The 13,016-nt window shown below is 72.7% G+C and carries 14 protein-coding genes; 4 read left to right on the top strand and 10 right to left on the bottom strand.

Features of this window, described 5'->3' with window-relative positions; translation table 11 throughout:
- The 3 genes from JJI54_RS01055 to JJI54_RS01065 are packed head-to-tail and all read right to left on the bottom strand — an operon-like array spanning position 1 to position 2,604.
- Positions 1-960 (bottom strand): Bug family tripartite tricarboxylate transporter substrate binding protein, encoded by a 960-nt coding sequence (locus JJI54_RS01055; RefSeq protein ID WP_203070082.1) that lies wholly within the window; start codon positions 958-960, stop codon positions 1-3.
- A gap of 29 nt (positions 961-989) precedes the next feature.
- On the bottom strand, positions 990-1,856 hold the full coding sequence (locus JJI54_RS01060; RefSeq protein WP_203070084.1) for a substrate-binding domain-containing protein: 867 nt from the start codon (positions 1,854-1,856) through the stop codon (positions 990-992).
- A gap of 1 nt (position 1,857) precedes the next feature.
- Positions 1,858-2,604: an amidohydrolase family protein gene (locus JJI54_RS01065; RefSeq protein WP_318987421.1), complete on the bottom strand. Its 747-nt coding sequence runs from the start codon at positions 2,602-2,604 to the stop codon at positions 1,858-1,860.
- A gap of 195 nt (positions 2,605-2,799) precedes the next feature.
- Between JJI54_RS01065 and JJI54_RS01070 the strand changes: the two genes are divergently transcribed.
- Positions 2,800-4,101 (top strand): LysR family transcriptional regulator, encoded by a 1,302-nt coding sequence (locus JJI54_RS01070; protein ID WP_203070088.1) that lies wholly within the window; start codon positions 2,800-2,802, stop codon positions 4,099-4,101.
- Here JJI54_RS01070 and JJI54_RS01075 read toward each other — a convergent pair.
- The gene (locus JJI54_RS01075; protein WP_203070090.1) at positions 4,073-4,522 is read right to left on the bottom strand and encodes a GNAT family N-acetyltransferase; all 450 of its coding nucleotides are present in this window, start codon (positions 4,520-4,522) and stop codon (positions 4,073-4,075) included. The genes JJI54_RS01070 and JJI54_RS01075 overlap by 29 nt on opposite strands.
- An 82-nt stretch (positions 4,523-4,604) precedes the next feature.
- Here JJI54_RS01075 and JJI54_RS01080 point away from each other — a divergent pair, with 82 nt between their 5' ends.
- Both JJI54_RS01080 and JJI54_RS01085 read left to right on the top strand, forming a co-directional pair.
- Positions 4,605-5,030 carry a DUF2141 domain-containing protein gene (locus JJI54_RS01080; RefSeq protein ID WP_203070092.1) on the top strand — a complete coding sequence of 142 codons (426 nt, stop codon included), beginning with the start codon at positions 4,605-4,607 and terminating at the stop codon, positions 5,028-5,030.
- 13 nt (positions 5,031-5,043) lie between these two features.
- A complete protein-coding gene (locus JJI54_RS01085) occupies positions 5,044-6,156 on the top strand; it encodes a TIGR03032 family protein (protein ID WP_203070094.1) in 1,113 nt (370 codons plus the stop codon).
- Positions 6,157-6,159: 3 nt separating this feature from the next.
- On the opposite strand, the gene JJI54_RS01090 is transcribed toward JJI54_RS01085, so the two are convergent.
- Genes JJI54_RS01090 through JJI54_RS01115 form a run of 6 tightly spaced genes read right to left on the bottom strand, consistent with a single transcriptional unit; the run spans position 6,160 to position 12,001 of the window.
- Positions 6,160-6,837 (bottom strand): ABC transporter ATP-binding protein, encoded by a 678-nt coding sequence (locus tag JJI54_RS01090; protein WP_203070096.1) that lies wholly within the window; start codon positions 6,835-6,837, stop codon positions 6,160-6,162.
- On the bottom strand, positions 6,830-7,600 hold the full coding sequence (locus JJI54_RS01095; RefSeq protein ID WP_203070098.1) for an ABC transporter ATP-binding protein: 771 nt from the start codon (positions 7,598-7,600) through the stop codon (positions 6,830-6,832). The genes JJI54_RS01090 and JJI54_RS01095 overlap by 8 nt, the downstream gene beginning before the upstream one ends.
- Positions 7,597-8,541 carry a branched-chain amino acid ABC transporter permease gene (locus JJI54_RS01100; protein WP_203070100.1) on the bottom strand — a complete coding sequence of 315 codons (945 nt, stop codon included), beginning with the start codon at positions 8,539-8,541 and terminating at the stop codon, positions 7,597-7,599. The genes JJI54_RS01095 and JJI54_RS01100 overlap by 4 nt, the downstream gene beginning before the upstream one ends.
- Positions 8,538-9,473: a branched-chain amino acid ABC transporter permease gene (locus JJI54_RS01105; protein WP_203070102.1), complete on the bottom strand. Its 936-nt coding sequence runs from the start codon at positions 9,471-9,473 to the stop codon at positions 8,538-8,540. The genes JJI54_RS01100 and JJI54_RS01105 overlap by 4 nt, the downstream gene beginning before the upstream one ends.
- Positions 9,474-9,491: 18 nt before the next feature.
- Positions 9,492-10,814 carry an ABC transporter substrate-binding protein gene (locus JJI54_RS01110; RefSeq protein WP_203070104.1) on the bottom strand — a complete coding sequence of 441 codons (1,323 nt, stop codon included), beginning with the start codon at positions 10,812-10,814 and terminating at the stop codon, positions 9,492-9,494.
- 53 nt (positions 10,815-10,867) lie between these two features.
- Positions 10,868-12,001, bottom strand: coding sequence for a CaiB/BaiF CoA transferase family protein (locus JJI54_RS01115; RefSeq protein WP_203070107.1), 1,134 nt, complete (start codon positions 11,999-12,001; stop codon positions 10,868-10,870).
- Between the two features lie 103 nt (positions 12,002-12,104).
- On the opposite strand from JJI54_RS01115, the gene JJI54_RS01120 reads away from it, so the two are divergent.
- Positions 12,105-13,016: a LysR family transcriptional regulator gene (locus JJI54_RS01120; protein WP_203070109.1), complete on the top strand. Its 912-nt coding sequence runs from the start codon at positions 12,105-12,107 to the stop codon at positions 13,014-13,016.

Consider the following 13,016-nt stretch of genomic DNA (forward strand, 5'->3'; position numbering starts at 1 on the left):
TCAATCCGGCTTGATGCGCGCCTCCCGCACCACATCGGCCCAGCGCTGCAATTCGGACCGCACGGTCGCGGCGAAGGCCTCCTGCGGCCCGCCCGTCGGGCTCAGCCCCTGCGCCAGGATGGCCTGGCGCGTGGCGGGGCGGGCCAGCCATTCGTTCAACCCGGTGTTGATCCGCGCCACCATCTCCGCCGGCAGCCCGGCCGGGCCATAGACGCCGTAGATGATGGTGTTGGTGGCCTGCGGATAGCCGGCCTCGGCCAGCGTCGGCACCTCCGGCAGGTCGGGCCAGCGCGGATCGGCGGTGACGGCCAGCATCCGCAGCTGGCCGGACCGCGCCAGCGGCATGGCGACCGCGACCGGCAGCACCATCGCGGCCAGCCGCCGGCCGAGCAGGTCCTGCAGCGCGGGCGCGGTGCCGCGATAGGGGATGTGGTTCAGCTCGATCCCCGCCGCCAGCATGAACAGCGCCATGGACATGTGCGGCGCCGTGCCGTTGCCGGGCGACCCGTAGTCCAGGTCACCCGGCCGCGCCTTCGCCAGCGCCACGAATTCCGCCACGTCCCGCGCCGGCAGGTCGGGCCGCACGGCCAGCACGGAATTGCCATCGGCGATGCGGATGATCGGGATGAACTGCCGCACCGGGTCGAAGGGCAGGTTCGGCATCAGCGGCGGGCTCATCACGAAATTGGCGCCCTGCATCAGCAGCATCCGCCCATCCGGCACGGCCCGCGCCACCGCGCCGGTGCCGATGACGCCGCTCGCCCCCGTCCGGTTCTCCACCACCACCGCCTGGCCGAGGATCTCGGACAGGGTCGGCGCCAGCAGCCGCGCCAGCACGTCCTGCGCCGTGCTGGGCGTGACCGGCACCACCAGCGTCACGGGGCCATTGGGCTGCGACTGCGCCAGCACCGGTGAGGCCAGCAGCGCCGCGCCGGCGGCCAGAAGGCCGCGTCGCATCATGGTCATGGTTTCCTCCGGTCTTGTTCTTGTCAGGCCAGGCCGAGCGCGCGCGCCGGCGCGAAGACCTCCTCCACCGCCACCGGCCGGGGCAGCAGCCCCTGCGCGAGGCAGGTCCGGATGATGTGCGCGATGGGCGCCTGCATCGCCTCCTCGCCCATCGGCAGCATGTCCGGCAGCGCCTCCGGCTTCGCCGCGCGCAGCGCCGCCATCAGCGCGGCGACTTCCCCGGTCCGCGTCTCCGCCACATCCTGCCGCACGACGAGGATGTGGTTCACGGGCACGATGCCATGCCGTGCGAACCAGGCCTGCGCCGCCTGCTCCGGCGCCGTGATCACCGGCGCGAAGATGGGATCATCCGGCAGGTCGTTGCCGAGGATCGCGGCATCGAGCTCCCCGTTCCGCAGCAGCTCCGGCAGGCTGCCCTCCGGCAGGTGCTCGACGAAATCAGGGTCCGCGTATTCCGCGACATGCGCGCCTTCCTGCGTCGCCCAGCGCATCGCCTGGGTCGGCAGCCCGGATTCCTCGGCCAGGATGGCGCGCACCCACATGCCCGTGGTCTGGGTATAGGCCCGCACGCCGACCCGCTTGCCGGCCAGCCCCGCCGGCGTGAGGTCCGGCCGGCTCGCCAGCCGGATGATGCAGCGATGCTGGAAGCGCGCGGCCAGCGTCACCGGCAGCAGCACGATGGGCTTGCCATAGGCCAGCGCCTGTAGCGCGGTGACGATCGCCATCTCGCTGGCGTCGTAGCGGCCTTCCCGCGCCATGGGGGCAAAGGCGCGGTGGATGGGCTTCACCGCCTCGAAGGCCAGGGGCGTGCCATCCGGCAGCGCGCTTGCCGCCTTCAACCCCGTGGTCAGCCTGCTATCGGCGATGGCGAGGCGGAGCGGCGTGCTCATCTCACGCCCCCTTCAGCGCGGGATAGACGCGCTGCGCGGTGCCGCCCAGGATCCGGTCGCGGTCGGCCTCCGACAGGCTCTCCAGCGCCGCCAGGCTGCGTTCCAGCAGATGCGGCAGCCCCCCCGCATGGGCCGGGAAGTTCGACCCCCACATGATCCGCCCGGCCCCGAAGCGGGCCAGCAATTCCGCCAGCAGCGCGGCGGGGGTGGAGGCGCCCTCCCCCGCCAGGTCCAGCGCCCGCGTGGTCAGCTTGAGCACGACCTGCGGATAGGCCGCCAGGTCGAACAGCGCCGCCGCCTTCGCATAGGGCGGGCCATCGGCGAGTTCCGGCCGCGCCAGGTGGTCCAGCAGCACCGTCACGCCGGGGAAGCGGTCCATCATGGCGCGCAGCGCGGGGATGCCCTTGGCCGTCATCTGCATGGCGATGGGCAGGCCCAGCCTCTCCGCCGCCGCCCAGCCGGCATGGCCGCGCGGATCGTCGATCCACCCCGCCTGGCCCGGCATGGTGGTGCCCGTCGTGAACAGCCGGAGCCCCGAGAATCCCAGCCCGTGCCAGTGATGGATGCGCTCCACCGCGTCCGGGGCGAGGATGTCCACGGAAAACACCCCCGCCAGCCGCCCGCGATGCGGCGCGATGGAATCGGCGACGCAGGAATTGTCGTGCCCATAGGCGGTGGAGGCCTGCACCACCACGGCCTTGGCGATGCCCGCCGCCTCCATGGCGGCGAGCAACCCCGCCACCTCCACCGGCCGCTCGGCCGACCAGTCGGACTGCTTGCCCCCCAGCGGCGCCGTCGGGTTAGCGCACCCGGTCGGTGGAGATGACGTGCGTGTGGGTGTCGATGATCAGGCCTGGCATGCGTTTCCCCTTTCCCCCAGCCTGCCCGCCGGCCCCCGCCCCCGCTACGCAAGATCGTCGGCCGAGGTCATAAGCTCAGGGCTATGCCCACCACCCCGCCCCGGCTCCGCGACATCGAGGCCCTGCTCGCGGCGGCCGAGGATGGCAGCCTCGGCGCCGCCGCCCGCCGCCTCGGCCTTTCCCAGCCCGCCCTCAGCCAGGCCATCACCCGGCTGGAAGCCGCGGTCGGCCAGCCTTTGCTGCTGCGCGGCCCGCGCGGCAGCTTCGCCTCGGAGGCCGGCGCGCGCTTCCTCGCGCGCTGCCGGCGCATGATGGGGCAGCTCCAGGCCGGCCTCGCCGCCTGCCGCAGCGCGGCGCGGGTCGGGCTGCTGACCGACACGGCGGCCGAGACCCATCGCGCCATCGTGCGCGCCGGCAGCTTCTCCGCCGCGGCCCGGCTGCGCGGCGTCTCCCTGCCCACGCTGGCGCGCACCGCGCGGGGGCTGGAAGGCGCGCTCGGCGTGCCGCTCTATCGCCGCGCCGCCGGCGGCATGGTGCCGCTGCCCGGCGGGGTGGAGCTCGGCCGCCGCCTCGCCCTGGCGGCGGAGGAGCTGGACCAGGGCCTGGCGGAACTCGCGGCCAGCGGCCGGGTGGAGTGGTTCCGCCTCGGCACCCTGCCCATGCTGCCGCAGGACGAACTCGCCCGCGCCATCGCCGGACTCGGCGTGGGGCCTGACGCCGGACTCGGCGTGGGGCCGGACGCCGGACTCGGCGTGGGGGCGGACGCCGGGCTCGGCGTGGGGCCGGACGCCGGGCTCGGCGTGGGGCCTGACGCCGCGCTCGGCGCCGGCCCGCGGGTGACGCTGCGCGACGGCACCCATGCCGCGCTGCTGGACCAGCTCCGCCACGGCGCGATCGACGCCATCCTGGGCGCGCTGCGGAACCCCGCCCCGGCCGATGACGTGGTGGAGGAGATGCTGTCCCCCGACCCCTTCGTCATCGCCGCCGCCGCCGGCCATCCGCTGGCCCATGGCGGCCCCGTCGCCGCCGCCGCGCTGGCCGCGCAGGACTGGGTGGTGCCGGAACCCGGCCTGCCCCGCCGCGCGACGGCCGAGGCCCTCTTCGCCACCCTGCCCCGGCACCCGCGCCTGGCGATGGAGACCAATTCCCCCCACGCCACCATCGCGCTGCTGCGCCGCACCCGGGCGTTGGCGCTGCTGTCCCGCCGCCAGGTCGCCGCGGCGCCCGGGCTGGTGGCGCTGCCGGTGCCGCCGCTCGGCCCGCCGCGTGCCATCGGCCTGACCACGCGGCGGGACTGGCTGCCCACCCCCGGCCAGCGCGCGGTGCTGGAGGCGCTGCGCCAGGCCTTCGCCGCGGTCAGCCCTGGCGCCGAAGGCTCCGCGTGAAGCGCGCGCCGGCCTCCGTGAACCCGGTCGCGGCGCAGAAGCCGCGCATCGCCTCCCCGGCCTCGGCCAGCGCCATCTCCAGCGCCCCGCAGCCGGCGCTGCGCGCGGCCTGGGACGCCGCCTTCACCAGCAGCCGCCCGAGGCCCCGCCGCCGGCTGTCCCGCCCCACCAGCAGCAGCGTCACCTGCGCCACCGGCCGGTCTTCCAGCAGGGAGGCATACCAATGCACGGCGATGACGCCGCTCGGCGGCCCCCATTCCTGCGCGATCAGCACCGCGCCCGGGCCCTGGCGCAGCGCCTCCAGCCGCGCGGCGACGACGCGGCCCGCGGCCTCCGCCCCGCCCTCCGCCAGCAATTCCGCCAGCCCCGCCGCATCGGCCGCCGTCGCGGCGCGGATCTCCAGCCCGTGGCGGGATGTCACGCGGCGCCACCCCGCCAGGCGTTGACGGCATCGCGCCCGCCATGCCACGGACTTGGGCTTGTCACAGTGAAGGCCTCCGCCGATGCGCCGCCCGTTGATGATGGCCTGCATCCTGCTCTCCGCCACCCCCGGGCTGGCGGCGGAACTCACGGTAAGCGTGACCAACATCCGCTCCGCGGAGGGCCGGATCGGCTGCCTGCTCTTCAACGCGGAGCGCGGCTTCCCCGGCGACCCCACCGCCGCCCTGCTGCTGCGCTCCCAGCCCGCCGCCACCGCCGGCGTGCGCTGCCGGTTCGAAGGCATCGCCCCCGGCACCTATGCCGTCGCCGTCTCCCACGACGCCAACGGCAATGGCCGCACGGACACCAACATGTTCGGCATCCCGACCGAGGATTGGGGCGTCTCCAACAACATCCGCCCCACCATGCGCGCCCCCCGCTTCGAGGAATCGGCCGTGACGGTGGCGGAGGGCCCGCCCCGCGGGATCGAGATCCGGCTCGGCCGCTGACCCGCCGCCCGCCATGACCGCCGCGCCACCCCTCATCCGCACCGGCGGCGACAGCGCGCCCCCCTATTCCGTCCAGGCCTCCCCGGGCTTCGCCGCCTGGCTGCACGCGGCCGGGGCCACCCTCGCCCTCACCACCTACCAGATCGGCAAGGTCTTCCTGATCGGGGCGGAGGGCGAGGCCGCGCTCTCGGTCAGCGAACGCACCTTCGAACGCTGCCTCGGCATCGCCTCGGACGGCAGCTCCGGCTTCGTCCTGGCCGGGCTCAACGCCATCTGGCGCTTCGGCAACGTCGTCCCCCCGGGGCGGGAGCTGGAGGGGCATGACGCCGTCTATGTGCCCCAGGCCGCCTGGTTCACCGGCGACGTCTTCGCCCATGATGTCGGCGTGGCGCCGGATGGCCGGCCGGTCTTCGTCAACACGCTCTTCTCCTGCATCGCCGCGGTGGACGAACGGTCGAGCTTCCGCCCGGTCTGGACGCCGCCCTTCATCTCCGCCCTCGCGCCCCAGGATCGCTGCCACCTCAACGGCCTCGCCATGGATGCCGCCGCCATGCCCCGCTACGCGACCGCGGCCGGGGAGACGGATGGCCCGCGCGGCTGGCGGGAGAACCGCGTGGGCCGCGGCGTGGTGCTGGATATCGCCACCGGCGCCGTGGTCTGCCGCGGCCTGACCATGCCCCATTCGCCACGGCTGCATGATGGCCGCCTCTACGTGCTGAATGCCGGCACGGGCGAACTCGGCCTGGTCGATGTCGCGGCGGGGCGCTTCCACCCGCTGGCCTTCCTGCCCGGCTTCACCCGCGGGCTCGTCCTGCATGGCGGCCACGCGCTGGTCGGCCTGTCCCTGCCGCGCGCGAACGAGGTCTTCGCCGGCCTGCCGCTGGATGACCGGCTGAAGGCGGAAGGCTTCCAGCCGCAATGCGCGCTGGTCGTGGTGGAGCTGTCATCCGGCAAGGCGCTGCACTGGCTGCGCCTCGGCGGGGTGGTGCGGGAACTCTACGACGTCGCGCTGCTGCCCCGCGCCCGCCGGCCCATGCTGGTCGGCATGCAGCAGGCGGGCCCGATCAACCGCCTGGTCCTGCGCGGGCCCGACCTGGCGCTGGACGCGCTGCGCCGCCCGTCCTGAGGTTCAGCCCGGCGCCGCCATCGCGCTGTCATGCGCGATCTCGCCGCGCTCGATCACATAGGTCGAATCGACCAGCGGCGTCAGCAGCGACGGGTTGCTCTCCGTCACCAGCAGCGCGACATCGGGGAAGGAGGCATGCAGCCCGCGCAGCGCCTCCGCGTAGCGCAGCGCCAGGGCGGGTGCCAGGCCCTGGAAGGGCTCGTCCAGCAGCACGGCGCGGGTGCCGACCATCAGCGCGCGGCCCAGCGCCACCATCTTGCCCTGCCCGCCCGAAAGCCCCGCGGCGCGCCGATCCGCCAAGGTCGCGAGTTCGGGCAGGAAGGTGAAGACGGCATCCAGCCGCCGCGTGATCTCCGCCTTCGGCAGGCGCAGCACCTCCGCCGGCAGCAGCAGGTTCTGCCGCACGCTGAACAGCCCGAAGAGGCGCCGTTCCTCCGGCGCATAGCCGATGCCGAGCCGCGTGCGGTGATGCGCGGGCAGCGCCGTCGCGTCCTCCCCGCCGATCATCACGCGCCCGCCGCGCAGCGGCAGCAGGCCCATCAGGGCGCGCAGCGTCGTCGTCTTGCCCGCGCCGTTGCGCCCGATCAGCGCCACGCGGCCGCCGGGCGGCAGGACGAGCGAGACGCCGCGCAGCACCGGCGCGCCGGCGATGTCGGCCACCACGGATTGCAGCTCAAGCATGGGCGCCCCCCGCGGCCGGCCGTTCGATCCCGATCACGTCGCGCTGCACGGCGGGGTCGGAGAGGATCTGCGCCGGCGGGCCCAGCGCGGCGATCCTGCCCTGCGACCAGACCGCGACGCGATCCGCGAAGCGCTCCACCACATCCATGTCGTGCTCGACGAAGACCGCCGTGACGCGGGCATCGCGCAGCACGCGCACCAGCGTCTCCACGATCCCCATCTTCTCCGCCGCCGCCACGCCGCTGGTGGGCTCGTCCATCAGCAGCAGGCGCGGCTTCAGCGCGACGGCCATGGCGATGTCGGCGAGCTTGCGCGTGCCCTCGTTCAGCGCATCCGCGCGCTGCGCCGCCACCGGCAGCAGGCCGAAGCGGTCGAGCAATCCCCGCGCCTCCTGCCGCCAGGCGGGGCGCAGCAGCGGCGCGAAGGGAGACCAGATCCCCTCCCGCGACGCGATGGCCAGCGCGGCGTTCTCCTCCACCGTGTGCTCGGAGAAGAGCTGCGGCAGCTGGAAGGACCGCGCGACGCCGCGGCGCACGATGTCGCGGGGGCGGCGGCCGGTGATCTCCGCGCCGTCATAGGTGATGGTCCCGCCCTGCGGCTTCAGGTAGCCCGTGGTCATGTTGATGAAGGTGGTCTTGCCCGCGCCGTTCGGGCCGATGATGGCGAGGAACTCGCCCTCCATCACATCCAGGTCGATGCCATCCGCGGCCTTCACGCCGCCGAAGGCGAGCTTCAGCCCGCGGGCTTCGAGCAGCGCCTTCATGCCACGCGCCCCCGCTGCAGCCGGCTCGACACCATTCCCCAGATGCCGCCCCGCGCGAACAGGATCACCAGCAGCAGCACCGCGCCCAGGATCATCTGCCACATGTCGGCGACCGTCGCCGCCGCATAGACCCGCACCAGCTCATAGGCCGCGGCGCCGAGGAAGGGCCCCAGCACGCCGCCCGCCCCGCCCAGGATGGCGATGAAGACCAGCTCCCCCGACGCCGTCCAATAGGCCAGCAGCGGCGTGACGTGGCGGGACGTCATCGCGATCAGCGCCCCCGCGCAGCCCGCCATCAGCGCGGAGAGCACATAGGCGGAGAGCAGCACGCTGCGCGACGAGACGCCCATGAAATCCAGCCGCGTCTCCCGCGTCTTGATCGCCGACAGCGCCTGCCCCATGGGAGAGGCCAGATAGACCCGCGCGAAGACCCCGAAGCCCAGCGCCAGCGCCAGCGCCAGGCCGAAGATCGTCCATTCGTAGGAGACGCGATCCAGCGGCACGCCCGCGACGGTCAGCGACGGCACGCGGATGCCATCCGTGCCGCGGGTGTAGTGGTAGAACTTCTCCAGCATGGAATGGAACACCATGCTCAGCGCCAGGTTGAGCATGCCGAAGAAGATCTCCCGGTAGCGGGAGACGAAGAGGCCGATCAACAGTCCGGCAACGGTGGTGCCGAGTGCCGCCGCCACCAGCAGCAGCACCGCATCCGGCATGGCGGGCGCGAGGAAGGCCACCGTATAGGCGCCGAGCGCCACATACAGCGCATGGCCGAAGCTCACCTGGCCTGCCCGCAGCAGCAGCATGATGCCGAGCACCGCGATGCCCTTGGCGAGCGCGATGGTGAGGACGAATTTCAGCCAGGGCGTCGCCATCGCCGCCAGCACCATCGCGGCCGCGCCCAGCAGCGCCAGCAGGAGTTCGATGCGGGGAAGGGTCATACGCGCCTCGTCTCCACCACGCCGAACAGCCCCTGCGGGCGCACCAGCAGCACGGCCACCATGATGAGGTAGGGCACCACCACCTCCAGCTCCGGCTGGAAGGTGACCGCGATGGACCGCCCGATGCCGATCATCAGCGCGGTCAGCGCCGCGCCCTCGATCTGCCCGAGCCCCGCCGTCGCCACCACGGCGAAGGACAGCACGATGGTGGAAGCGCCGATGCCCGGCACGAGGGAGGCCGTGGGCGTGGACAGCGCGCCCCCCAGCGCCGCCAGCATGGCGCCGAAGGTGAAGGTCAGCAGATAGACCTTGCGCGCGTCGATCCCCATGGCCGTCGCGGCTTCCCGGTCCGTCGTCACCGCCAGGATCACGCGCCCCGTCAGCGTCCGCCGCAGGAACAGCGCCAGGCCCAGCAGCGTCACGGCGGCCACCGCGGGCAGCAGGATCACCTGGTAGGTATTGTAGGGAATGACATCCAGGCCGAAGGGCACATCGACCGTGCCCATCAGCGATACCGGCGCGCTGAAGGAGACGGGCTGCACGCCCCAGACCAGCTTCTGCGCATCCTCCAGGATCATGAACAGCGCGAAGGTGACCAGCAGCTGCAGCACCGGCTCCTCGCTGTAGATGCGCCGCAGCAGCAGCCGCTCGATCAGCGGGCCCAGCACCAGGCCCACGATCATCGCCGCCAGCAGCAGCGCCGGCAGGGACGCCCAGGCGGGCAGCCCTGCCGAGGTGAAGAAGAGGCCGATCGAGGCCGCCGCATAGGCGCCGATCGCGAACAGGCTGCCATGCGCCACGTTCAGCACGCGCAGCACGCCGAAGACCAGGTTGAGGCCCACGGCCACCATGAAGATCAGCGCGGCGCTCGCGATGCCATCCAGCAGCGCGAGGCCGAGCAGCGCTCCGTTCTGTTCGAACCAGTCACCCATGCGATGCGGCCCTTCGCGTCAGCCGAGGCGGATCGGGTCAGGCACGCGGTTGACCATGTCGGCCGTCAGCGTCTTCAGCCAGTTGACGCTGTTCTGCCCCGCTGGCGTGGTCACCATGTCGGCCGGGAAGATCACCATGTTGTCCATCACCGCGAAGGGGAAGCGGTCGGAATGGGCGGTGGTGCCGATCAGCTGCGGCTCCAGCCCCTGGCCATCCTCGCGGATGCGCATGCGCGATGTCGGGCTTTCGAACTCCAGCCCCGGGAAGGCGGCGGCCAGCTGCGCGTCGGACGGCCAGTTGCCGCCATTCGTCGCGATCGCCTTGGCATAGGCCGCGCGCAGCGCGCTGAAGGCCTGCGCCATGTGGTAGGTCGGGTAGATCGGGTAGGCGTTGTAGCGCCGGCGGTAATTCTCCACGAAGCGCTGCAGCGCCTGCGGGTTGGCGGGGCGCGGGTGCTGGTGCCAATGGTCGCCGCGGCTGCCCACGATGTGGCCCGCCGGCAGGCTGCGGCCCACGCGCTCCAGCGAGGATTCGGCCAGCGGCAGCACGAAGGTGGAGCGTTCGAACAGCCGCCGCTCCGCCGCCTGGCGGATGAAAGTATCCAGCTCCCCGCCCCAGGAGGTGGAAAGGATCACATCCGGCCGCAGCGCCAGCAGCCGCGTGACCTCCGCCGAGAAATCCGTCGCGCCGAAGCGCGGGAACAGCTCCGCCACCACGCGCACGCCGGGCTTCAGCGCATCCATCGCGGTCTTCCAGATCTCCCAGCTGTCGCGGCCCCAGGCATAGTCCTGGTTCAGCACCGCGATGGTGCGGAAATCCGGCTTGGTCTTCAGCAGGTAGAGCAGCGGCGCCAGGATCTCCGGCGTCGCATTCGCCTGGGTGCGGAAGGCATAGCGGTAGTTCCGTTCCTCGAAGATGCGCTGCGTGCCGCAATCCCAGAGCAGCGTCACCTTGCGCAGCTCCTCGCCCAGCGGCGTGCAGGCGAGGCAGGAGCCCGACGAGATGGAGGCCAGCATCACGTCCACGCGCTCATTCTGCACCAGGCGGCGGAACTCGCCGACCAGGTGGTCGATGCCCGGCGCCTCGTCCACGAAGAACAGGCGCACCGGCACGCCGTTGATGCCGCCGGACTGGTTGATCTCCTCCGCCAGCATCTCCGCCGCGTTGCGGCCGGGCACGCCGAAGACGGAGGGCGCGCCGGAGAGGAAGGTGGTGACGCCGATCTTGATCTCGGTGGGCCGCTGCGCCGGCGCCTGGGCCGAGAGCGCGGAGGGCAGCAGGACGGAGCCGAAGCCGGCGGCCAGCGCCTGGCGCCGCGTGGGCTGGAAGGATGACGGCATGAACGATCTCCCTTGGTGTCGGCCGGCCTTTCGCGACCGGCCTTGGTGAAGGATCAGGCGGCAGCGTCCCCCGCCTGGAACTCGGCGCGGATGGCGGCGCCATGGGCATCGACCACGGGCACGGGCCGCAGCGCCACCTGCTCGCCCACGATCTCCATGGCGGGCGCGATCACTTCCACGATGCCCTCCGGCGTGTCGTAGGAAACCTTGCGGAGCTGCGGATGCGCGATCAGCCCATCGACGTCGTTGAGCCGCCCGAAGGCGACCTCCGCGCCCTTCAGCCGCGAAGCGGCCTCGGCCAGCGTCATCTGCGCGAAGCAGGCGGCGATGCGGCCATCGAGGTCCGCGCGGTTGCGCACCCGCGTCGGCCCGTCGCGGAACAGCGGGTCCGCGGCCAGCGCGGCATCGCCCATCACCTCCGCGCAGAAGCGCGCCCATTCGCGCTCATTCTGGATGGAGATCAGCACCTGCCCGTCCCGCACGCGGAAGACGCCATAGGGCGCGATGGAGGGGTGCGCGAGCCCCGGCCGCGGCGGGATCTCGCCCCCGTAGCGGCGCTGGAGGAAGGGCACGTTCATCCATTCCGCCATGCCGGAGAAGAGCGAGACCTTGATCGCCCGCCCCTCCCCCGTCCGTTCCCGCGCATAGAGCGCCTGCAGGATCGCCGCATGCGCGTTCATCCCCGCCGCGATGTCGCAGACCGAGACGCCGACGCGCGCGGGCCCGCTGGCATCGCCGGTGACGGAACAGAGCCCGCTTTCCGCCTGCACCAGCAGGTCATAGGCCTTGAGGTCGCTGAAGGGCCCGGCCTCCCCATAGCCGGAGATGTCGCAGGTGATGAGGCGCTTGTGCCGCGCCCGCAGCGTCGCGCTGTCCAACCCGAGCCGCCCCAGCGCCCCCGGCGCCAGGTTCTGGATGAACACATCCGCGCGCGCCACGATGCGCGCCAGCAGATCCCGGTCCCCCGGCGCCTTCAGGTCGAGCGCCAGCGATTCCTTGCCCCGGTTCAGCCAGACGAAATAGGTGCTCTGCCCCTGCACATGCCGGTCATAGCCGCGCGCGAAATCGCCTTCCCGCCGCTCGATCTTGATGACGCGCGCACCCGCATCCGCCAGCCGGCAGCTGCACCACGGCGCCGCCACCGCCTGTTCGACCGCCACGACCAGCAGGCCGCTGAGATCCGCCATTGGACTGTTCCTTCCCGACGCGACGCTGCCACGGGCGCGATGCGCGGCGGAAGGGGCAGAGACGCTAGCCCCCCATAGGCGCAGCCTATAGAACAGGGGAAGGATGGACCTCCGGCAGCTCGAATACCTCCAGGCGATCGCGGAACAGGGCAGCTTCTCCCGCGCCGCCCGCGCGCTCGGCCTCTCCCAGCCCTCCCTCAGCCAGCGGATGCGGGAGCTGGAGGCGGAGCTGGGCGGGGAGCTGTTCCTGCGCGGCAGCTTCGGCGTGCGGCTGACGGACCTCGGCACGCAGGTCGTGGCCCAGGGCAGCGCGGTGCTCCGCCAGGTCGAGCAGATCAGAACCGAGGCCCGGTCCCGCACCGGCGATCCGGCCGGCGATGTCGCGATCGGCCTGCCGACCTCCGTCGCGCTGCACCTGACGGTGCCCATCGTGCGGGAGGTGACCCGCCGCTTCCCCGGCATCCGGCTCCGCGTGATCGAGAGCATGAGCGGCTATCTCCAGGAATGGCTCGCCTCCGGCCGGCTCGACCTCGCGCTGCTCTACAAGGTCGATGGCGCGCCGGGGCTGCGCATCACGCCGATCCTGACGGAGGACCTCTACCTCATCGCGGCGCGGGCCGGGCATGAGGAGGATCGCGCCTCCATCCCCATGGCGGAGATCGTCCCGCTGCCGCTGGTGCTGCCGAGCCGCGAGCACGGGCTGCGCCAGAACATCGAGGCCGCGGCCACCCGCGCCGGCATGGCGCTGCATGTCGGCGTGGAGGTCGAATCCCTCGTGCACATGAAGGAACTCGTGCGGGATGGCGACCGCTTCACCATCCTGCCCTTCGCCGCGGTGCGGGAGGAGGTGCGCGCCGGCCTCCTCATCGCCCGCCGCATCGTGGACCCCGTGGTGCGCCGCCCCGTCGCGCTGGCCGTCTCCGCGGAACGTCCCCTGAGCCAGGGCGCACGGCGCGTCGCCGAAGTCGTCGAACACGCCGTGCAGCGCGCCCTCAGCGGGCGCGCAGACTCCTGA

The sequence above is a fragment of the Falsiroseomonas ponticola genome, from assembly GCF_016805305.1.
Lineage (GTDB): Bacteria > Pseudomonadota > Alphaproteobacteria > Acetobacterales > Acetobacteraceae > Falsiroseomonas > Falsiroseomonas ponticola.

Bases quoted from the DNA above. Each gene is read 5' to 3' on its own strand.
- JJI54_RS01100 (WP_203070100.1), bottom strand. From the start codon at position 8,541: ATGACCCTTCCCCGCATCGAACTCCTGCTGGCGCTGCTGGGCGCGGCC.
- JJI54_RS01055 (WP_203070082.1), bottom strand. From the start codon at position 960: ATGATGCGACGCGGCCTTCTGGCCGCCGGCGCGGCGCTGCTGGCCTCA.
- JJI54_RS01115 (WP_203070107.1), bottom strand. From the start codon at position 12,001: ATGGCGGATCTCAGCGGCCTGCTGGTCGTGGCGGTCGAACAGGCGGTG.
- JJI54_RS01090 (WP_203070096.1), bottom strand. From the start codon at position 6,837: ATGCTTGAGCTGCAATCCGTGGTGGCCGACATCGCCGGCGCGCCGGTG.
- JJI54_RS01085 (WP_203070094.1), top strand. From the start codon at position 5,044: ATGACCGCCGCGCCACCCCTCATCCGCACCGGCGGCGACAGCGCGCCC.
- JJI54_RS01060 (WP_203070084.1), bottom strand. From the start codon at position 1,856: ATGAGCACGCCGCTCCGCCTCGCCATCGCCGATAGCAGGCTGACCACG.
- JJI54_RS01105 (WP_203070102.1), bottom strand. From the start codon at position 9,473: ATGGGTGACTGGTTCGAACAGAACGGAGCGCTGCTCGGCCTCGCGCTG.
- JJI54_RS01070 (WP_203070088.1), top strand. From the start codon at position 2,800: ATGCCCACCACCCCGCCCCGGCTCCGCGACATCGAGGCCCTGCTCGCG.
- JJI54_RS01080 (WP_203070092.1), top strand. From the start codon at position 4,605: ATGCGCCGCCCGTTGATGATGGCCTGCATCCTGCTCTCCGCCACCCCC.
- JJI54_RS01110 (WP_203070104.1), bottom strand. From the start codon at position 10,814: ATGCCGTCATCCTTCCAGCCCACGCGGCGCCAGGCGCTGGCCGCCGGC.
- JJI54_RS01095 (WP_203070098.1), bottom strand. From the start codon at position 7,600: ATGAAGGCGCTGCTCGAAGCCCGCGGGCTGAAGCTCGCCTTCGGCGGC.
- JJI54_RS01120 (WP_203070109.1), top strand. From the start codon at position 12,105: ATGGACCTCCGGCAGCTCGAATACCTCCAGGCGATCGCGGAACAGGGC.